This is a genomic window from Parasphingorhabdus sp. (assembly GCF_048267785.1).
Taxonomy (GTDB): domain Bacteria; phylum Pseudomonadota; class Alphaproteobacteria; order Sphingomonadales; family Sphingomonadaceae; genus Parasphingorhabdus.
The window spans coordinates 45,054-65,431 of record NZ_JBLWWU010000011.1; the positions used below are offsets into that span (position 1 = coordinate 45,054).

The 20,378-nt window shown below is 51.4% G+C and carries 25 protein-coding genes; 13 read left to right on the forward strand and 12 right to left on the reverse strand.

The window, feature by feature from the left end; genetic code table 11:
* Positions 1–6 precede the first annotated feature (6 nt).
* From ACN0VD_RS10510 to ACN0VD_RS10535, 6 genes are all read right to left on the reverse strand, one after another.
* Positions 7–834, reverse strand: coding sequence for a transglycosylase SLT domain-containing protein (locus ACN0VD_RS10510; RefSeq protein WP_417593975.1), 828 nt, complete (start codon positions 832–834; stop codon positions 7–9).
* Between the two features lie 96 nt (positions 835–930).
* On the reverse strand, positions 931–1,242 hold the full coding sequence (locus ACN0VD_RS10515; protein ID WP_417593977.1) for a hypothetical protein: 312 nt from the start codon (positions 1,240–1,242) through the stop codon (positions 931–933).
* The gene (flgM, locus tag ACN0VD_RS10520; RefSeq protein ID WP_417593979.1) at positions 1,239–1,529 is read right to left on the reverse strand and encodes a flagellar biosynthesis anti-sigma factor FlgM; all 291 of its coding nucleotides are present in this window, start codon (positions 1,527–1,529) and stop codon (positions 1,239–1,241) included. The genes ACN0VD_RS10515 and flgM overlap by 4 nt, the downstream gene beginning before the upstream one ends.
* A 130-nt stretch (positions 1,530–1,659) precedes the next feature.
* Positions 1,660–2,157 (reverse strand): flagella basal body P-ring formation protein FlgA, encoded by a 498-nt coding sequence (locus tag ACN0VD_RS10525; protein WP_417593981.1) that lies wholly within the window; start codon positions 2,155–2,157, stop codon positions 1,660–1,662.
* Positions 2,158–2,236: 79 nt separating this feature from the next.
* Positions 2,237–2,713, reverse strand: a complete 477-nt coding sequence (locus ACN0VD_RS10530) for a hypothetical protein (protein WP_417593983.1) — start codon at positions 2,711–2,713, stop codon at positions 2,237–2,239.
* Between the two features lie 3 nt (positions 2,714–2,716).
* On the reverse strand, positions 2,717–3,412 hold the full coding sequence (locus ACN0VD_RS10535) for a MotA/TolQ/ExbB proton channel family protein (RefSeq protein ID WP_417593985.1): 696 nt from the start codon (positions 3,410–3,412) through the stop codon (positions 2,717–2,719).
* A 244-nt stretch (positions 3,413–3,656) separates the two neighbouring features.
* Between ACN0VD_RS10535 and flgB the strand changes: the two genes are divergently transcribed.
* The 13 genes from flgB to ACN0VD_RS10600 all read left to right on the forward strand — a co-directional run bounded on the left by flgB (position 3,657) and on the right by ACN0VD_RS10600 (position 13,747).
* Positions 3,657–4,010: a flagellar basal body rod protein FlgB gene (flgB, locus tag ACN0VD_RS10540; protein ID WP_417593987.1), complete on the forward strand. Its 354-nt coding sequence runs from the start codon at positions 3,657–3,659 to the stop codon at positions 4,008–4,010.
* A gap of 11 nt (positions 4,011–4,021) precedes the next feature.
* Complete coding sequence (flgC, locus tag ACN0VD_RS10545) at positions 4,022–4,408, forward strand: flagellar basal body rod protein FlgC (protein ID WP_417594119.1); 387 nt, start codon at positions 4,022–4,024, stop codon at positions 4,406–4,408.
* A complete protein-coding gene (locus ACN0VD_RS10550; protein WP_417593989.1) occupies positions 4,408–5,076 on the forward strand; it encodes a flagellar hook assembly protein FlgD in 669 nt (222 codons plus the stop codon). Before flgC ends, ACN0VD_RS10550 begins: the two co-directional genes overlap by 1 nt.
* A 42-nt stretch (positions 5,077–5,118) precedes the next feature.
* Positions 5,119–5,949: a flagellar hook-basal body complex protein gene (locus tag ACN0VD_RS10555; protein WP_417593991.1), complete on the forward strand. Its 831-nt coding sequence runs from the start codon at positions 5,119–5,121 to the stop codon at positions 5,947–5,949.
* 26 nt (positions 5,950–5,975) lie between these two features.
* Positions 5,976–6,722: a flagellar basal body rod protein FlgF gene (locus ACN0VD_RS10560; RefSeq protein ID WP_417593993.1), complete on the forward strand. Its 747-nt coding sequence runs from the start codon at positions 5,976–5,978 to the stop codon at positions 6,720–6,722.
* A gap of 21 nt (positions 6,723–6,743) precedes the next feature.
* The gene (gene flgG / locus ACN0VD_RS10565; protein ID WP_417593995.1) at positions 6,744–7,532 is read left to right on the forward strand and encodes a flagellar basal-body rod protein FlgG; all 789 of its coding nucleotides are present in this window, start codon (positions 6,744–6,746) and stop codon (positions 7,530–7,532) included.
* A gap of 98 nt (positions 7,533–7,630) precedes the next feature.
* Positions 7,631–8,242, forward strand: a complete 612-nt coding sequence (locus tag ACN0VD_RS10570; protein WP_417594121.1) for a flagellar basal body L-ring protein FlgH — start codon at positions 7,631–7,633, stop codon at positions 8,240–8,242.
* 20 nt (positions 8,243–8,262) lie between these two features.
* Positions 8,263–9,396, forward strand: a complete 1,134-nt coding sequence (locus ACN0VD_RS10575) for a flagellar basal body P-ring protein FlgI (RefSeq protein WP_417593997.1) — start codon at positions 8,263–8,265, stop codon at positions 9,394–9,396.
* Positions 9,393–9,692 carry a rod-binding protein gene (locus tag ACN0VD_RS10580; protein ID WP_417593999.1) on the forward strand — a complete coding sequence of 100 codons (300 nt, stop codon included), beginning with the start codon at positions 9,393–9,395 and terminating at the stop codon, positions 9,690–9,692. Before ACN0VD_RS10575 ends, ACN0VD_RS10580 begins: the two co-directional genes overlap by 4 nt.
* Positions 9,685–11,016: a flagellar hook-associated protein FlgK gene (gene flgK / locus ACN0VD_RS10585; protein WP_417594001.1), complete on the forward strand. Its 1,332-nt coding sequence runs from the start codon at positions 9,685–9,687 to the stop codon at positions 11,014–11,016. Before ACN0VD_RS10580 ends, flgK begins: the two co-directional genes overlap by 8 nt.
* Positions 11,017–11,041: 25 nt before the next feature.
* Positions 11,042–11,887 (forward strand): flagellin, encoded by an 846-nt coding sequence (locus tag ACN0VD_RS10590; RefSeq protein ID WP_417594003.1) that lies wholly within the window; start codon positions 11,042–11,044, stop codon positions 11,885–11,887.
* Between the two features lie 135 nt (positions 11,888–12,022).
* Positions 12,023–12,886 (forward strand): flagellar motor stator protein MotA, encoded by an 864-nt coding sequence (motA, locus tag ACN0VD_RS10595; protein ID WP_417594005.1) that lies wholly within the window; start codon positions 12,023–12,025, stop codon positions 12,884–12,886.
* A 3-nt stretch (positions 12,887–12,889) separates the two neighbouring features.
* Positions 12,890–13,747: a flagellar motor protein MotB gene (locus ACN0VD_RS10600; RefSeq protein ID WP_417594007.1), complete on the forward strand. Its 858-nt coding sequence runs from the start codon at positions 12,890–12,892 to the stop codon at positions 13,745–13,747.
* A gap of 505 nt (positions 13,748–14,252) precedes the next feature.
* On the opposite strand, the gene ACN0VD_RS10605 is transcribed toward ACN0VD_RS10600, so the two are convergent.
* The 6 genes from ACN0VD_RS10605 to ACN0VD_RS10630 form a co-directional block, all read right to left on the reverse strand.
* Entirely contained in the window at positions 14,253–15,182 is a 930-nt protein-coding gene (locus ACN0VD_RS10605) for a diguanylate cyclase domain-containing protein (RefSeq protein ID WP_417594009.1), read from the reverse strand.
* Positions 15,183–15,363: 181 nt separating this feature from the next.
* Entirely contained in the window at positions 15,364–16,785 is a 1,422-nt protein-coding gene (sthA, locus tag ACN0VD_RS10610) for a Si-specific NAD(P)(+) transhydrogenase (protein ID WP_417594011.1), read from the reverse strand.
* A 565-nt stretch (positions 16,786–17,350) separates the two neighbouring features.
* The gene (locus tag ACN0VD_RS10615; protein ID WP_417594013.1) at positions 17,351–17,644 is read right to left on the reverse strand and encodes a hypothetical protein; all 294 of its coding nucleotides are present in this window, start codon (positions 17,642–17,644) and stop codon (positions 17,351–17,353) included.
* Between the two features lie 165 nt (positions 17,645–17,809).
* Positions 17,810–18,406, reverse strand: coding sequence for a hypothetical protein (locus ACN0VD_RS10620; RefSeq protein WP_417594015.1), 597 nt, complete (start codon positions 18,404–18,406; stop codon positions 17,810–17,812).
* Between the two features lie 372 nt (positions 18,407–18,778).
* The gene (locus ACN0VD_RS10625; protein WP_417594017.1) at positions 18,779–19,171 is read right to left on the reverse strand and encodes a response regulator; all 393 of its coding nucleotides are present in this window, start codon (positions 19,169–19,171) and stop codon (positions 18,779–18,781) included.
* A gap of 468 nt (positions 19,172–19,639) precedes the next feature.
* On the reverse strand, positions 19,640–20,371 hold the full coding sequence (locus ACN0VD_RS10630) for a 3'(2'),5'-bisphosphate nucleotidase CysQ (protein WP_417594019.1): 732 nt from the start codon (positions 20,369–20,371) through the stop codon (positions 19,640–19,642).
* Positions 20,372–20,378: the final 7 nt, after the last annotated feature.

Sequence of the window (20,378 nt, forward strand, 5' to 3'; positions counted from 1 at the left end):
GTTCATTTATAATCCAAGAGAGGCGAGCATCAGATAAGCAACCCGGGCCGATTCATTGAGCGGCTTGGACTTGTCTGAATTGCCCTGATCATTGATGTGGTTTTTTGCGATCCGGAGATAATCGGCTGGCTGGACCATCGGCAGCGATTCCCGGGCTTGCGGCAAGTTTTTGCCCACTGCCGGAAAATCATTGCCGCTTCCCGCCAACGTGGATGCATTGTCCAATTTTCTGGCAAACAGGTTCCGGATATCTTCAAAGCTACGAGCGTCGCCAGCCTTGGTATAGAATATAGACCGATTGGATCGCGCCGCATTGGCAAAAGAAGGGGCGGCGGGAGCGGCCGGATTGCTATCAAAAGCGTTCAGGAACTTTCCGGCACCCGCAGGCCCCAGGAAATGGGCTAGATAGAGATCAACCGATTCCGGTTCACGACCGATCCTGTTCTCAAGATAAGCACGATTGTCCCGCGCAAATTCCCCCGCCAGATTGGCAGAAAGAACGGGATCGTTTCTCAGTCCGAGAATGCTGGATTTCTGCGCCTTGTCGGCAATGGTGAACTTACCATTCCGGTTTTGGGAAATCGCATCCTGCGCCCAGCCAAGACCATAATCTCCGCCCTTTTCCTTGACCAGGCCAAGCCATGTTTGCTCGACAAACTGGTAAAGACCGGTGGCGGAGGATGTACTCGCCTTGGCATCCGAACGCATTCCGCTTTCAAGCTGCGCCTGCGCCATCAGATATTTGAAATCAATGCCGTTCCGCTGTGCGGATTGCGCGATCACATGCGGCAAACTGCGGCGTTCATAATTTTGGGTAATGGATAGGTTTGACATGTTTTGCTCGAATTCTCCTGTTAAAGAGATAAGCAATGATCATGCCAATATTTTGCTTGGCTGGTAGCTACCGAGTATATCTCAGGCTTTTGCGAATTAACGCCGGCTTGTGTGGTTGGAATATGTGTCTGCGTGATTGACCCGCCATCCCGACAGCAGTTGCAAGCGGGATGAGCTATGGTCTCGCAAGAAACGAAGCCGGTAGATTGATGCCTGCATCAATTCGTCGACTTCTGAAATAATGGGCCGCAAAGATTGCTCAACATCGGCCGATTTCAAAGTCCCTAACTTCGAAACAGCATCACTGAGTTCTTTACTGGCTCGAAAAATCGCATCACTGTCATGTCCATCCAATGCGGAGACCAGGGTATTCTGCGAATTTCGGAACGATTCAACGATCGGGTTCATTTTTCTGAATCCACTCCAAGGACACCGGCATCAAGCATTTTTGCAGCCAGCGCGTCGGTATCAACCTTATAGGTGCCGGACGCAATTTGCTGTTTTATATCTGACACTTTCTGTGCATCAAATGGTGGTTTCTCCATCGCCAGCTGTGACGCCGTCGTTGAAATACCGCTGGATGCCTTCGCATTCACGATAGGGGAGGAATCATTGCTGGCTTTCGCGGCGCCATCGTTCAATGCCGGGCGATCCAAGCGCGTATTAATCGCCGAATAGCTATCAACAGGTTTCATATCATTTCATCCTTACTGCGCCAGATTGGCAAATTTGTGGTTTGCGCTATCCTGAACGGCGGTGCTTATAACTTCTTTCATAACCATTTACGGCTTGTTGGGAAAAAATTAAGTAGTTCGCGAAAGTTTTTTAATGAGCCATTTCAACTTCACCCGGACCGGATATTCTCGCCATTAATTCCTTGGATTTCCGGTCAGACCGAACAGGAATATAGTCACCCATCCCACCACTTTTTTGGGCGACGACGCCATAGCTTATGCTAAAATTTGAACGCCGGATAACAAGAGTGACCGGCTGATTTCTTTGCACCAGTGGTTCCTCTGAAACGCTGTTGTCCTGGTTAATGCCATTACTGCCTAGCCGAACCGGAACGAATATTCTCCACCCGAGGTCTCGGCAACTCACGAGCAACGCACTTCTGTTTGTCTCGGATATATCGACAGCAGTCGGACAGCGCTTGAGTTTGAGCTTGGAGTCTATCGCGGCATGGGCGCCGCCAGCGTCTCCTACTTCAGCGCCCAAATATGATGCAACCTGCCGATCAAGAACGGCGGTATCTTCAAAGGGCGAGCTAGCCGCCATCGATAAGATGGCTACAATGGGTAGTGCGAAATAATGGTGGGACATAAATTTGATCCTATTCTCTAATCAAACGAACCACGCAGATATCATGCCAGTTTCACCAGAAACGGACATTCGCTCGCAATCAATCTGCTTCTGGAGGCAGAAAGGTCAAATTTATGGTTTGTCTTTTTCGAGGTTTGGAAATCAGTTTCTGTGGTACTTTCAAAACAATCATCTCGCCGTTCTGGCCAGCGGATTCAAAGGCATCCGCGATAGCCGCGGTGCGTGCGGACACAGTCTCCCATTGCCGCAGACGCGACCCATTTTGAATCTCCGGTGCAGCGGCAACATCAATGACCAGCAACTGCTTTTGCTGAACCGTCATTATCTCCGTGATTTCCGCTTTTGCAAAGTCGGTGAGCATCGCGTTGCTATCACCGAAAAAATCGGAGGCCATAAAGCTATAGGAACCCAGCGTCGCTGGAGATCGTACGCCCGCCTCAGCCATTTTTTTTTGCGTCTCTCCATCTGCTATATTCACAAAATGCGTATAGGCGAACGCGCTGAGTAACATCAGTGCGAGGTCCAGAAAGGACAAGGTAGTGCGCCCGGCGTTCATCGATCACACATTATTCTTGATTGGATTAGCAGGTACAAAATGTACCGGGCTAACAGCGTCCAACTCCCGGATCGCTATGTTGACCGTATGCTGGACGACCTTTGATCTATAAGCGTGCAGCACTTCTGCTCTCGCATGCAAACGCACGTAGATCGGGAAGGCAATTATATGCGAGATAAACAGGCCATATAGACTGGTAAGCAACGTGAAGCTCATGGCGGGTCCCATTTTCAAAGGATCAATCCCGGTTGCAAATAGCTGAATGAGCCCGGTGATCGTACCAATCAGGCCGATTGCCGGGGCAATCTCCGCCGCCGAAAGCCAGTAGCTGGCCGCCATATTCTGTTTCGTTTCGGCCACATGTTCTTCCAGATGCACCCATTCCTCAAAACTTTTTGAATCCTTTGCATCGACCAGATGGTGCAGGATTCGAGTTACAAATGCATCTTCGCTATGCAATGTTTCCAGACCGGAAAGTCCCTGCTCCCGTAAAATGAAATCAATCCTGCGGCACATATATGTTGCGTTTTCACCGCTCGCCTCAAACGGATTCCCACTGCTGTTCCCCAGCGCTGCGAAGCCGCGAATAATAGAATGACGACCGTTTTGAATCCAGGCCATGATCAAGACACAACCCAAAACCACGCCGAATAAAACTGGATCGAAAAACCGCCAAATGTTCGTCAATAGAATATCCATCGGTTCCAATCCTGATTTGAGCGGCAAAAACTTGCCGCTCAGCGGCAGGATCTTGCCGCTTCGGCAAAACCCTTAACAAAATACCCCGGAACATTGGCTGCAAGCCCAGACAAACTGACACTTTCCAGGCACCCTGTAGAAACTGGCACACCCTTTGCATCGTCATGTTCGAGTACCCAATACCGGTGTATCTCATGAACAGGAACGGTCGTTGGGCCGCCAAATTAATACGGGATCAGAGACAATGCCCAGTTTGGACAAGATATTTGCATTAAACGGTGACGCCTTACAGCTTCGCTCTCAACGCCTTAATATGCTGGCGTCGAATATCGCAAATGCCTCTACTCCCGGGTATAAGGCAAAAGATCTCGATTTTGACCTGGCCATGAAGCAGGCACAGGGTGGAAAATCGCTCGACAAAGCCATGGGCGATCACACGGGTTACCGGGTTCCGCTGCAATCGTCGCTGGATGGAAACACCGTGGAACTGTCCGTCGAACAAACGCTCTTTGCCGAAAACGCTATCCAGTATCGCACGACCCTGTCCTTCCTGCAGGCGCAGGTGTCTTCGATCCGGCGTGCATTAAAAGGAGAATGAACATGGGTAATATGAGTGTCTTTGATGTGGCCAGCCGGGCGATGTCTGCGCAGATGGTCCGGTTAAACACCACCGCTTCCAATCTGGCCAATGCGCGGACAGACTATACCAGCGAAGACAAGGCTTTTCGCGCCATGCGTCCGGTTTTCCGTTCCGTGGTCGAAGATAATCTAGCCACTGTGGACGTCGATCGCGTCGTCCAGACGGATGCTGCACCACAAAAGCGCTACGATCCGACAAATCCGATCGCGGACCCGGACGGCTATGTCTGGGAGGCCGCTGTTGATGAAACAGCCGAGCTGGTCGACATGCTCGAAACCGCGAGAAATTACCAAAATAACGTGCAGGTTCTGCAGACAGCAAAGTCTCTAATTCTCGAAACAGTTAGGAATCAATAATGACCACTACTTCAGACATTTTCCAGACATCCAGCACAAATTATGCTGGCCTGACGCAGGCGCAGCCGGAAAATGCCACAGGTGACAATACACTCGATCAGGACTCTTTCCTGCGCCTGATGACGACCCAACTGAAATTCCAGGACCCTTTTGATCCGATGGACAACCAGGCAATGGTTGCCCAGCTGGCCCAATTTTCCAGTGTTGCCGGTATTTCGGAAATGAAGCAGTCTTTGTCAGAGATCGCGGCTGTTCTGGGCAACAATCAACTTTCTGAAGCCAAAGAATGGATTGGTCATTCGATACTGGTTCCCGGCAACATTTCGGTAGCTGATAAAAATGGTCAATATTCCGGCGAATTCGAACTCACCAGTGCGACAGACAATCTTTCCATCGATCTGCTCAACGATGCCGGTGAAATCGTAATGTTTGTCGAACTTGGCCAGCAAGACGCCGGTCCTGTGGAGTTTAACTTCGACAGCAAGGATGAATCGGGACAACCCCTGGATCAGGGACGCTTGCGCGTTCGCATCAACGGCGGATCGGCATCCAATTTGGCAACATGGGTGCCCGTGGCATCCGTCAAAACGTCGGAAAGCAACGGCCCTCCCATTTTGGTTACGCCCATCGGCAATGTTTTTCCCGCCGAAGCCCTGAAAATCGGATAATTTTTATAACCCCACTGCCTATTCAACAATGGAGAAGATAATATGTCATTCTTTACCTCACTAAGTGGTCTGAAAGCGGCCCAGACTGACTTGAATGTAATATCGAATAACGTCGCCAATACAAATTCAACCGGGTTCAAGAAAAGCCGGGCGCTGTTTGGGGATCTTTTCACCGCCTCTCCGACCCAGGCGACCAGTTCTATTGCGGGCCAGGGTGTGCGTCTCAACGGCATAACCCAACAATTTACGCAGGGTACAATGCAGCCGACCGACAAGACACTGGATCTGGCGATTGCCGGTGACGGATTTTTTGCGGTGAAAAGCCAGCCACCAAGTGATCAGGTGACTTATTCCCGCAACGGCGCATTTACCGTGAACGACGATCACGAGGTGGTCGACACTATTGGCTCAAAAGCCCAATTGCTGCCGGTCGATGCAAATGGCGTGGTGACGTCTACCAACGCCGCCGACTTGTATGACTTTGTAATACCGGAGTTCGACCCTCTCGATCCAGCGGCTCTGCTTACCAACATAGCAATCAACAATGAAGGCGTTGTCTCGGCAACATTCTCAAACGGTAACCAGATGAATCTCGGTGCCATGGCGATGGCAAGTTTCCCTGCCCTGGAAGGCCTTCGTCCGATGGGAGATTCACATTGGCAATCGACGGGTGATTCCGGGCTGCCCCAATTCAACCAGGCGGGAAGCGGCGCGCTCGGACAAGTCCGGTCCGGCTATCTGGAACTAGCGAACGTCGATATCACAGAGGAACTGGTCTCGCTGATTTCAGCACAGCGCAATTTCCAGGCGAATGCCCAGGCGATTGAAACGTCCAGCACCCTTACCCAGACAATTATGAACCTTCAGATCTAAATTCTGATCAATTGAAGGAATGAACCATGGATAAGCTTGCATATACCACCGTCAATACCATGAAATCGCTGATGAACCGCCAGGCGGCCATCGCGCACAACATGGCCAACTCGGACACCGTGGGATTCAAGGCCGATATGGTCTCGGCGAAAGCCGAATATCTCACGGGTCCTGGACACGACAGCCGTTCCATGGCTGTCGAACGGGATATGCGAGCAGATATGAACGGGGGGGCGATCACACAGACAGATCGCCCACTCGACATCGCTTTTGAAGGCGATGCCATGCTCGCGGTTCAGGCCGCAGATGGCAACGAAGCTTATACACGCCGCGGAGATTTGCAAATCGGTCCTTCGGGCGCAATGCTCACGGGCGATGGTTTCCCCGTTTTGGGAGAAGGTGGCCCGATCACCCTGCCCCCGGCTGACCGCGTCGACATCGGCGCTGATGGTACGATTTCTTATGTCCCTCGGGGTGGCGACCCAACGTTACCGCAACAGCTTGACAAGTTAAAACTTGTAAGTGCGACCGGCAGTGAAATGTCGAAAGGCGCCGATACACTGTTCCACGTTGCCGACGATGGCATTTTGCCGGTCGATGAAAATGCGAAAGTCGTAGCCGGTGCTTTGGAGCAGTCAAACGTCAACATGACCAGTGCTCTGGTGGATATGATCGAAACCAGTCGGGCATGGGAAACACAGGCCCGGTTGCTCAGAACGACCCAAGAACTTGATGAAAGCGGCGCAGGCATAATGTCCCTGCCGCAAGGATAATCGGATGCAGGAGAAAATGAGATGAGTAACGCTGCCCTACAAGTTGCGCGCACCGGACTGGATGCGCAAAATACCAAGATGCGCGTGATCGCCAACAATCTGGCGAACGTGAACACGACCGGCTTCAAACGAGACCGGGCTGATTTTGAAACGCTGGCCTATCAGAATATCGTTACGCCTGGCGCACCTTCCGACGCGCAGAACCGCTTTGCCAGCGGCGTGCAATTGGGCACCGGTGTCCGGCTGGCCGGCATTGGCAAAATTGCCACTCAAGGCACTTTACAGACGACGGAAAACGCAATGGATATGGCCATTGAAGGCGCTGGCTATTTCCAGGTCGAGATGCCGGACGGTACGATCGGTTATACCAGAGCGGGCAATTTCAGTCTCACCGCCGAAGGCAATATGGTCACCAGCGATGGCTTGCCACTGATACCAGCCATTCAGGTGCCGGAGGGTGCCACCGCTATAACCATCGGCAATAACGGAGTGGTTACCGCCTCTCTGGCCGGACAAAGTGAGCCGAGCGAACTTGGGCAAATCGAATTGGCCAATTTCACCAATCCGGCAGGTCTTCTTTCGGTGGGCAATAATGTGCTTACCGAAACCGCTGCAAGCGGCGCGCCCCAGGTGGGTGAAGGCGGACAGGATGGCCTGGGGAATATCCGTCAGGGTAGTCTGGAAGGATCCAACGTCAATATCGTCGAAGAACTGGTCAATATGATCGAGACGCAGCGCGCCTATGAGGTCAATTCCAAAATGATTTCGGCAACCGATGAAATGCTGCAATTCGTGAACCAGCAAATCTAATTTTAGCGCAGGAAAGAAGTCTATCCATCATGACCTATAAACCGTTTTCAAAACGAATCCTGCTGATTGGCGTCACGCCATTTTTGCTGGTCAGTTGCATGGGATCGAATGCCGCCATTTCAGCGCCGGAATTTGCCCCCGTCACAGCCGCACAAACTTCGGCGCCGGTCGCTGAAAATGGCGCAATTTTTCAGGTTACGTCCGGATATTCGGCCCTGACAAGCGGAACCCGGGCAAGCCGGAAAGGCGACATAATCACCATATTGTTGGTGGAAAGGACAAGCGCTTCAAAATCTAACAGCGCCTCAAAGGATCGCGATGGCGGCTTTTCTCTGACACCGCCAACGACTGGTATATTCTCGTTATTTTCGCCGAGCGATGTTGCCTCCAGCGGCAGTCAGAATTTTTCCGGCAGCGGCAGCGCAGACCAGTCAAACAGCCTGCAAGGCCAGATTAGTGTGACGGTCGCGGAAAGCTATCCGAACGGAACAATGCTGGTGCAGGGTCAGAAATTGACATCCCTGAACCGTGGCGATGAACATACACAGTTTCGCGGGATTATTCGTGCCATTGATGTGTCCCCCGACAACACCATCCCGTCGACCAAAGTGGCCGATGCCCGGATCATCTATGGTGGCACCGGAGAAATTGCGTCAGCCAGCAAACAGGGCTGGCTGCAAAAATTCTTCTCCTTTGTTTCACCATTTTAGCCCCAAGCATAAGAGATTATATGACCCACTCATCAAAAATCTACCAGCCGATACGGTGGCTAGCCACGTTGCTGACATTGGTATCAGCGGCTGTCATGGTAACCCCGCCTGTCCAGGCCGAACGGATAAAAGACATCGGCAGCTTCGCCGGACTGCGGAGCAACCAGCTGGTTGGTTACGGGATCGTCGTCGGGCTTGCCGGAACCGGAGATGATAGCCTAGAATATGCTACGGTTGGCCTGAAGGGTGTCACAAACCGCTTTGGCTTGTCCTTACCTCCCGGCGTCAATCCTGCCTCCAAAAACGCTGCAGCAGTCATGGTAACGGCGGAAATGCCCCCCTTTGCGAAACCCGGCCAACGTCTGGATATTACCGTGTCAGCGATCGGCAAAGCAAAATCGCTGCGCGGTGGCACGCTCATCCTGATGCCGCTCTACGGTGCGGATCAGCAGATATATGCCATGGCCCAAGGAAATCTGGCTGTCGGAGGCCTGGGTGTATCCGCTGCGGATGGTTCACGGGTCACGGTCAACATCCCATCGGTGGGGCGGATCGCCGGCGGCGCTTCTATTGAACGGACCGTTGCCACGGGATTTGAAAGCCAGCCATTTCTCAGCTTCAACCTGACTGACGCAGATCTTACCACGTCGTTGCGCGTGGCAGACGCCATCAATGAGGCTCTGGGCGCACCTATAGCGATCGCGGCCGATGCGGTCACCGTACGGATAGCGGCACCAATCGGCGCGCAGGAGCGCGTCATGTTAATGGGCAAGATTGAAAATTTAACGGTCAAACCCGCCGATGCACCCGCTCGAATCATTGTCAATGCACGAACCGGAACGGTCGTCATCAATGGCGCGGTGCGTATTGGCCCTGCAGCGGTCAGTCATGGAAAACTGACCGTGCGCGTCGACGAAAATCCAACGGTTGTTCAACCCGCCCCGTTCAGCCGCGGCAGGACCGCTACTGAACAAAATAGCGATATCGCGATTGAAGCAGCGAGCAACAGGGCGTTTGAAATTGGACGGCGTGCATCGCTCTCCGAAATTGTCGAAACTATTAATTCTCTCGGCGTTCCACCGTCTGACTTAACAGCAATATTGGAGGGCTTGAAACAGGCTGGCGCATTGTCAGCGGAGCTGATTATCATATGACCACGATTCTACCCACATCTATTGCCACAAACTCGCCCGGGGCTTCGGTCAATCCGGTCGCCGACAAGCAACGGGCCGAGATCAAGTCAATGGCCGCTGATTTCGAGGCGATTTTTGTCCGGCAAATGCTGAAGACAATGCGATCGTCCTCTCTTGGCGAGGGATTGTTTGATGGTCAGGGAATGGAGCAGTTCCGCGATATGCAAGATGCCAAAGTGGCTGAAACTATGGGAGAAAAGGGAGTCTTTGGCATAGCACAAATGCTCACTCGCCATTTGGAGAGCAAAGATGTCTGAACTTCTCAATATTGGTAGAGCGGCGATCCAAGCCAATGCCCGTGCGTTGGAAATCGTCGGTTCGAACGTCGCAAATGCAGAGAATCCTGACTACGTCAGGCGAACTCTCAGCATCAGCGATACCACACTCTCTGGCAGGACCAATCCGATTTACAACAGCCAAGGCGGAGCCGGAAGCGTTGAAGTCAATGGCATAATCCGCGCCAGCGATCAGTTTTTGGAAGCGGCGACGCGACAGACCGGTGCAGACCGTGTGCGCAGTGATGTTGTGGTGCAATGGCTGGATCAGGGAGAAATTGCCCTGGCCAACAATGACGCTGACCTCGGTGCCCAACTGACCCAACTTTTTGGGACGGCCGAAGAACTTGCCGCGGTTCCATTCGAGCCTGCCTTGCGCAACCAGTTTGTCGGAGACATTGAGACCTCCGTTCAGCGCTTCAACCAAACCGCTGAAAATCTCTCCTCCACTTTCAATCTAATCAACGGTGCCGCATCTCAAGAAGCGGAAGAGTTGAACATGGCATTGAACGAGCTTGCACAGATTAACGAACAACTGCGCCCCGCTGTCGCCGGCACAGCCCAGCACACCGTTCTGCTCGACCGTCGCGATGCGGCGTTGACGGTTATTACGGAAAAATTGGATGTGCAGATCAGCTTCGGTGATAAAGGAAGAGCAGATATATCGCGCAACGGAACCAGCCTGGTTACGTTCAACGCGGTTAGCCCGGTAAGTTTCGTCGCCAATGCGGGCACCAGCTTCGATATCGAAATTGGTGGCGCATTGCAGGCAGCACCAAGCAATGGGACCTTGGGCGGACTGCAACGCTCGCAGTCGGACATCGTAAATCTTATCAATGATCTGGATAATCTGGCGGTACAATTTGCGGCGGAAATCAATGGCTGGCAAGCCAATGGTCTGACCGACGCTGGTGTAGCCGGCGCAGCGATGGTTACCCATGCCGGCACTGCCGCCAGCTTGGCGACAACCGGTCTGGTCTCCGACGATCTTGCTTTGGCCTCCGCCGCTGGCGTTGCGAATGGTAATATTCTCGCCTTTGTCGATTTGCGCACGGCGACAGGCACCGAGAAAGGCTATGAACAAATAGTGCTCGGCCAGGCACAGAATTTGCTGGCGGCGCGCAGCGAAAACAACGCTGCCACTGTATTTGACCAAGCGACCCGCGAGATGCGTGACAATGTTTCAATTGTCGACCTTGATCGCGAAGCCGCAGATCTTATCCGTTTGCAACAGTCGTACGAGGCATCCGCCCGCATCATACAGGTTGCCCGGGAAACGATGCAATCGATCCTGGCAATCTTCTAGTCGATCCCCCGCAAAGGAATATATCATGGAATCGATCAACAGAACCAGGCCCAATGAGAGCATTCAGAAGCAAGCTGATCTGTCCGCGCTGATAGGCAAGGCACAAGAATCCATCGCCAGCGGCAAAAGCTTTACAAGACCATCTGAGGCACCGTCGAGCTGGCTCGAAATATCCAGCCTTGGACGCAAGGCAGCGATCGAGACTTCATGGCTCACAAATATCGGTCGTGCCGGAATCATGGCCCAACAAGCCGAGTCCTCACTCGACGCCATAACCAACGGTGCTATTCGCGCCAAAGAGTTGGTCATTCTGGCAAATAACGAGACACTTTCCGCAGTTGACCGCGAAATTATTGCTGTAGAACTTGAGAGTCTTCACGTTCAGTTCAGTCAGTTAACGCAGGCCGAAGATAGCTACGGAGGAAAGTTATTTCACGCCGGTGATCCGATCCAGATGAGGATTGATACGAATGTTATGGTGACGCCGTCACCCAATCTCCAAACCGTGGCTCTGTCGATAGACATTGGTGGAAGCACCAGTGATCTTGATACGATCATGACTGATATGATCGCCGCCGTACGATCCGGCACTGCCGCCGACAGGACCGTACAGCTTGATCGGGCGGATTCACTGGTCGGTCACTTTTCGACCCTCGTTGCCAGCCAGGGATTGCTGGTCAACCGCCTCGACGAGCAAGAAGGCCGGCTGCAGCAATCGCAGCTGACCTCGTCCGAGAGACGGTCTGCGCTGGAAAACACCGATATTGCTGAGGCAGTTGCACGCTTTCAATCCCTGTTGGTCAATCTGGAGGCGGCTCAGAGACTCTATGCCGCGTCAAGCAGTACATCTCTTATTTCGCTAATCGGCTAAGCGCCAGGATTCAATGTTATTGGCCCCTTAACCACCGGCCCTTTCTTCCGTTCATTATGAAAATGTTTGCTCCCGAATTTAATCTGAAACGAGCGTAAACATTACAATCCAAGGCCGTTGATGGGGAATTAATTTATGTTTGCCGTAGTTGGTATAGTTATTCTGCTGGTAATGGTCTTCGGTATTTTCACCCTGTCGGGTGGTGACTTGGGCGTCGTTATGCACGCCCTGCCGATCGAAATGGGGATTATCGGTGGCGCCGCAGTCGGGGCTTTGATCGTCGGCAATTCCGGCGCGCAATTGAAAGCGCTTATGGGCGGGCTCGGAAAAGTGTTCAAGGGACCGTCCTATACCAAGCAAGACTTCATGGATTGTATCTTGCTGGTGTCCAAGCTGACCAAGATCCTGAAGAGCGAAGGGCCAGTGGCTCTGGAGCCTCATATCGAAGACCCGAAGGCCTCGCCGATATTTAGCGAATATCCAAAGCTGCTACAAGATGAGACACTGGTCCATCTTATTGCCGACAGCTTGCGCCTGGTGGTTGTTTCATCCGGCACACTTGATCCTTATGCGGTGGAAGACGTTATGGACCAAAGCATCAAGACACATCATCATGAAGCGATTGCTCCTGCAGACAATCTGCAGAGCCTGGCCGACGCTTTGCCGGCGCTCGGTATTGTCGCGGCCGTTCTCGGCGTCGTCAAAACCATGGGCTCGATCGACCAGCCTCCCGCAATTCTGGGCGGGATGATCGGTTCCGCGCTGGTTGGAACTTTTCTGGGGGTGTTGCTGGCATATGGCTTTGCCGGACCCATGGCGCAACGCGCACGGTCCGTCATAGAAAGCGATGGCACGATATATCAGGTCGCAAAACAGATCATAATTGCCAGCCTCCATGGCCATCCACAACCGTTGATCATCGAAGCAGCGCGCACAAGCTTGCAGCATGCCAATCAACCGAGCTTTGCCGATGTCTTTGACGCGATAAGGGCGCGTTGATCCATGGCAAAAAAAGCAGATGCAGGTTCGAACCAACCGCCAATCATCGTCCGAAAAATAGTCATGGAAGCGCATGCGGCCCATCACGGTGGCGCCTGGAAAGTGGCCTATGCCGACTTTGTCACCGCCATGATGGCGTTTTTTTTGCTGCTGTGGCTGCTTGGCGCTACCGACGAAGAACAGCGCAAAGGACTAGCCGATTATTTCGCCCCTACATTGGTCGAAATGCGGCTAAAGACTGCGGGTTCAGACGGCCTGTTTGGCGGAGATTCCTTGTCTGACCAGGATAGCTATCCGCACCAAGCTACTCAAACAGGTACGTTGTCGATGACGATTCCGCGCGATGCGACCGGCACCCGAGACGACAAAGGAAAAAAACCGATCAGCACCAAAAAAATGGATGCGAAAGAATTTGAAAAGAAACTTGTCGAACAACTGAAGAAGGATCCGCAAAAGCTGGATCTGCTCAAGAATATTCGGTTCACGGATACCGATGAAGGTTTGCGTATAGAGCTGATCGATGAGGCGGATTTCAGCATGTTCGCACTCGCCACCGACACCCTCAATCCGAGGGCCAAGATACTGATTGGAGAAGTGGTTCAAATTCTGAACACAGTTGACAATCTTCTCGTCATCAGGGGTCATACGGACAGTTTGCCCTATGCGAGCGGCAAAGAAATGAACAACTGGCTACTGTCTTCAGCCAGAGCCGAGGCAACCCGCAAGGAAATCGTTCATCAGGGCGTTCTAAATAGCCGAATGGCGCGCATTGAAGGCGTAGCAGATACCGAACCCTATAATCCGAAGAACCGGATGGATGATCGCAACAGGCGCATTTCCATCACGATGAAAACGGACTGAGCCCCAACAACGCTATTGCGGATATCTCGAACTTATTCCCATATTGGGAATAATAATGCCCCATATTTCCAAATCGGGTTGGATAATGTTTGATCTAAGCGGCGGGGATTCGGATAGCGTGAAGTTAGAAAGAATGTAAAACTTTCTATCAGGGTTGTCCGGTCCCCGCAGGCCCCAACCTTGATGAACGCAGTGCACCTGGTATGCGCTCTTCAAGATTGGGTAGGATGAGTTCGCTCGTCCTACCCAATTGCCCTTGGCATTCGAACTGTTCCCTTTGCACCCCCAAAGACATAAGAATCGCGATTGACGGCATTATGGTATCCCATATCCGTGGCAGGAACCTGTGCCTATGGGACAAGGAAGGCACTGGTGCCCTCTTCAAACGGGTTCGCGGCTGTGATCAGCTCAACAGCGGATTACCGATAAGAAAAAATGTAAGAAATACGGCTGATGGCATATGATCAGCGAAGGGGCGGCTGTTCGCAAATATTGCGATGTTCATTTAGTCAACTACGCGCCTGCGGTCCTCAAAATCTGCAGAATATTGACATATCATATTCCGGCCCCCTGATTTTGCATTATAGAGTGCAACATCAGCCTTCCTAAGAAGAGACTGTTTGGTGTCGGAAAGCGAACTTTCCGCCATACCGACCGAGAATGTCACCGGCCCGATGGATCGTCCCGATTCCACGTCCACCAGCGATTTGCTCGCCATGTTCGCACGGCATTCGTCAATTTCCTGGAAAATCTGGTGAACATCATGACCTCCGACGAGAATGGCAAATTCTTCACCGCCATAACGGGAAATAGTGCATCGATGATCAGATAGTAAGGAAAGCTCGTTTGCGATCAATCGAAGTATCCGATCACCGCATTCATGACCAAATGTGTCGTTGATGCGTTTGAAATGATCCACATCGGCAAAGGCCAGGACAAAGGGCTTCTGCTCCTCCTGCTGCCTTTCAAATGCAGCGGTCAGATCCCGGTCGAATTTCCAGCGATTGGGAAGCCGTGTCAATTTATCATGATCAGCTTCGTTTCGCGCGACCTCGAGCTCATTTTGCAACTGCGCGAGCTTTTCATTCGTTTGCGTTATCTGCTCGCGATTTTCGCGGGTCGATTCCACCATCAACCGGGATAGATCCAGCAGCTTTTGGATGGCTTCATCAATACCGCCCTTGTCACCACGAATAGAGTCTGCTTGCTCGATCAGGCTATTTTCATGCTTGATCGCAATGTCGTTGCCGGTCGCGATCATTTCCTTGGTGTTGCGTATTTGCTCGATGGCTTCGCGAAAAATTTTCTCTATCCGCTCATTGAGACCAAGGTTAAAATATTTGTTGTAAATCTCGAGTGCAGACTGATCATTCAGTTGTGATGCTGCTGACAGTCGATCAAGATCAGCTTTCAAAGCATTGTTCGTTCCGAACATATACTCCCAAACTTGCTCAAAATTTCTCGGATTCAAAGAAAGACTGTGCAACGCCATAAAGTTGGTAATCTCAACCATCGGCGTATATTCGTTTTCCTCGTCAATGCAGACAGGACTCACTTCGCCACCGCGCTTGGAATTCAGGTAGGTCTCCAGGATATTTCTGATGTCTATTTTCACTTCACGCCCTCAATCTGGGTTTTGGCATTCTGTTATAAGCATCCAAAGCCGCCACCTTGTAAGCTTCGGCCAGCGTCGGGAAATTAAAGACATTGTCAGATAGATAATCAATTCCGCCATTCAGATTGATTACTGCTTGCCCGATATGAATCAATTCTGTTGCGCCTTCACCGACAATATGGACACCAAGCAGCGTCCGCTTGTTGAGATCAAAAATACATTTGAGCATGCCTTTGCAGCTACCCAGAATATGTCCCCGAGACGTTTCCTGAAAACGCGCAATGCCAATTTCCACCTGGAAGCCTTTTTGTCGGGCGTCTTCTTCCGACAGGCCGATGCTGGCTATTTCAGGAATAGAATATATCCCCAACGGAAAGCTGTTGTCCGAATTCGTAACGGGCAGACCAAAGGCATGACACGCAGCCTGCCGACCCTGTTCCATTGACGTCGATGCCAGAGCGGGAAATCCGATGATATCACCAGCGGCGTAAATATGGGGCTGGCTCGTTTGCAGGGTTTCCTTGTCGACAGAGAGCCGACCGCGGTTATCATATTCTATACCGACTTTTTCCAGCCCCAGATTGTCGACGGCCCCCACTCGCCCTGCCGTAAAGAGGAGCATTTCAGAGCAAAGTTGTCGGCCGTCATCGAGAATTATATTTGGATGGTCGAGATCATCGAGTGATATTTTATCAATGCTGCGCCCCAATCGCAGACTGATGCCTCGTTCCGAAAGCTGATGGACAAAATTTGCAACGATATCGCGATCGATAAACTCCAATATCTGTTCCCGGGCCTCAACGACGGTGACCGGAATCTCCAGTGTCGAGAAGATCGTCGCATATTCCAGTCCAATAACGCCGCCCCCTACTACCGTGATGCTTTTGGGCATCGGCAGGTTTGCGGCGACACTATCGCTGTCGATCACGGTGGTGCTGTTGAATGGGATGTTTTTGGGGCGAAATGGCTTGGTGCCGACGGAGATCAGGAATTTTTCAGCGGTGACGGAAAAGCTTGTCTTTTTGCCGTTCGTATTCTGCCGGACCAGCAGTTTGTGGGCGTTTGAAAATCTTGCTTTGCCCCGCAAGATCGTAACATTGTTCCGCGCAAGCTGGCTGTCGATCACCTCGACTTCATCTCCCAATGTTGTCCAAAGCCGAGAGTTGATGGAATCTTGCATCATTTTGATGCCGTTGCGAGGTTGCCGCGATTTGAAATGTTGATCCCGCCAGCCGGTAACAGACAATACGGATTCCCGGATTGTCTTTGATGGCAATGTGCCGGTGTGAACAGACACACCTCCAATCCGTTTTTGATCGTCAACCAAAGCAACGGACTTGCCCAGTTTTGAGGCCTGTATTGCTGCTCTGCGGCCCGCCGGTCCCCCGCCGATTACCACGAAATCATAGTCAAATTTAACCATGTTTGGCCCCTTTCCCCGCTAGTTAACGGTAAAAGGAAGAAATCTTAAAACATTATGGCAATCTAAATATATTGAACAGTCATGGAAAAATCCGGATATTTAATTCGCAGTTCTTTCGACCGACTTGTTTACTGGGCCTGGCAGACCAGCAGTATCATTTGCCCAGCTTGATGGACAATACCATATTGCTATAGTTTTTATTGTAATTCTAATTGCTTAAAAGTAATGTGAAATCACTTTTTGACCGATCAAGAAAATTTCAGCTTCAAAAAGACCGAGATTTTATAGCATGATGTCATCCGTTAGTTTCCCAGAAAATCGATGCTGCTCAGCATGAAAAAGGGAAACAGTGACGTCCATTTCGTGATTGAAAAACTCCAGGCCGTCCTGAGTTTTCTTGATGAAAAAAATTTTGCGGTTCCAGCGATCAAAATCGATGAAGCTATCAACGCGTTGAAGCAAAGCTCATCGGATAGTTCAGAAACTACAATACGGGACGAGTAAACCGGAAATGTCTCGATTGTTTTGGCGCCTCGCACCTGTCAGATAAAGACGGAGCACAGCATCATTGAATTTCATACAGCAGCAATACACATTCTGTTTCGATGCCGTATATCTCGGGATCACATTCATGCCTGTTTAGCTGCACCAGTCCATATTGATCCAAAGCGGGCGAATTTACCGATCCGTCCTGCCTGAGTTCAACATGCCGGTATATGGTCGCTCTTGCATCGGCGATAGCGGACACAGCACCTTTCTTATCAGCGGCCAGCGCCTTTCCACCTGCACCATTTGCGCAAATTGTCAGCGCCAATATCATAGCGGCAAGCGACCAGAATGCCCGCACAATTATCTGCATACCAACATATTGTGCGATGGACTCAACTCCTCTGGTGCTGACGTAAAATCAGAATCCCGGAGTCAATGACGGTAGGAACCGAAGGCAGTTAACCGCTCATCCCTATTTTGTTGATCATGAAATCGGTCACCTTGAGTGGTTGTGACCGACGCAAAGATAGCTTTGTTACAAAGCGTTAGACAATTGTCTGGAGGCCCATAATTTAATATCCTGTGCCACAATCTGATTATTCAATCCGCAAACTGCCAATATGCTACTGAACATCCCACCCAGAAACTGCCGCAAATCAATTATTGCATAGGGGGAATGATAGGCGTCATTCCCTTCAGCCGATAATATTTGCTGAATATCCCCGAAGGACAGTATTTTGCATTGCTGATGCCACCTGTCTTCGGCTCTCAACGTCAATAACGCCGACAGTTCCGCGAACAGAAAATGATTGCCATGTTCAATTTCATCGGCTTGCTCGGCGGCAAGAACAACCCGGGCAAGCCCATCCAACAACATATTCTCGATCTTGATGATTTCCGCTATGGACCGATCCGGCGTTGATCCGATTTCCAGATATTCAAAAGCCAGTCCGATGAGCAAAAGCTCCCGCCAAGTATAGCATGCAGGCCTCCCCTTGCCGGTATTGACACCCGATGGAAATCCGAGGCGTTGCATATGCTTGATCCGGCCCCGAAACGCGGTCAGGCTGGCGCTGGCAATATTATGTTTGTGCGACAGGATGTCGTGGATCTCTTTATAGGTAAATTCCATTATTATTCCCGAATCTGAGCGTAACACACAGATATGAATACCAAAATCTCATATTGAGGGAGCAAGAACTGTGTGGCAATCAATTAATGTAAAATTCGCCGTTGTCAGCATGACAATGGGATGGTCAAGTTCATAATCAGGCCTTGTCGGCATTTCTCCGGTGCGTATCGAAATCACATTATGATCATCCGCAGCAAGGATTCGTCTTGTAACCGGCGGTTTTCCTAATTGATCCATCGCGGTAAATTTGGCACTTATTGACAAGACATTTGAACCTTGCACCGGTCGCCCCATTGGCGACATTCAGGGTGCTGACCGTTTCCTGCTCTTTTGCGTCATCCATCATACCGGATTCGCGACGAGCAAGGAATATTACATTACAAGACGGTGCAATGATTGCTGCGACTCCAACAGCATGGATACCCGATCGACCAGCTCTTCAGGCGAAAAGGGTTTTGCCATATAATCTGCAACCTCCGCTCCAAATGCATGGAGCCTGTCATGTTTGCTGGTCTGGCTGGTGAGAAGCAGAACGGGGATTGTCCTTGTCCTGAGGTCTCTTTTGAGAATGGGCATCACCTCTCGGCCGGTAAGACCGGGCATCAGATTATCCAGAACGATAATATCCGGTCGAACGCGTAGAGCGACAGACAGAACATTAAACCCATTATCAGCGATAGTGACCTGATGACCGCAAGATTCAAGCTCGTGAGAAACCGCATCACCCAGCAATATATCATCGTCTGCAAACAAGATTTTCGCCAATGTAAATTCCTTCGATCTCAAATTTCTGCGTCAACACAGACGCAGAAACATGCAAATATGATTCAAACCCAGAGGGCCTGATCACGTCTTGATGTAATAACGGAGAGAACAGCGGAAAATTAACCAGCTTATTCTCGCCGGGTTGAGGGATATCTCTATACGGTCGAAAAAGCAGTCCAACATTCCGGAGCCCGATTTTTGACGATCGAATTTGGTAAATTCGATATTTGGGGATCCGCCCAAAGGATGATTTTGTCGTGGATTTATCGCGTGCATATCATTGCCGAAAAACGCCCGTGTGCATGATAATATCTGATCCGTACATCTTTCAGATATTCATTGGACTTCTTGCGAAAATCCCAGTTCAGTCAAGAGATCGGCACCAGTCGAACAATAGCGGTCCGGACGGAGCATCCGAGGGGTTGGCTGGCGTGCGGTATCGCCTGCCCACCTGAGAGTTCCTGTCCTTCAACCGTTCAAAACATCAAATATCTTGTCCGCCCATTCGCTTCTGCAAATCAGAAGATCGGGCATATAAGTATCCTGCTGATTATAGACGAGCGGTGAGCCGTCGAGGCGGGAACAATGCAGGCCATAAGCCAATGCCACGGCCACAGGCGCACAACTGTCCCATTCGAATTGCCCACCGGAATGAAGGTAGATTTCCGCTTCTCCCCGCACCACGGCCATCGCTTTCGCCCCCGCAGAGCCCATCGCCACAAGTTCCCCTCCCAGCCGCTCGGCGACGGAAACCGCTTCTGCTGCCGGCCGGGTGCGACTGACAACCAAGCGCGGAGGACCGTCGCGGGTGGGAAGGTCGCCGACTTTATCGGCACGCAGTACAACACCGCCGTTAAGGCCGGGCAACGCAACGGCGCCCGTGGAGGCGACGCCATCAATAGCCAAAGCGACATGCACAGCCCAATCCGACCGCCCTTCCCCATATTCCCGGGTTCCATCCACCGGATCGATAATCCAGACACGCGACTTGTCTAGCCGTTCGTCGGTGTCCTTGCTTTCTTCCGAAAGCAGGCCATCTTCCGGTCGGTGCACGCGCAAGGCCTGTACCAGCAACTCATTGGCGATCTGGTCTCCGGCTTTGCCAAGTGCCTTGCCTTCAAATAACCTGCTGTCGCGTATCTTCAGCAAAATATGCCCAGCGGTTTGGGCAAGCTGCGCGGCAAGTTCGGTATCGGTCATGAAACTA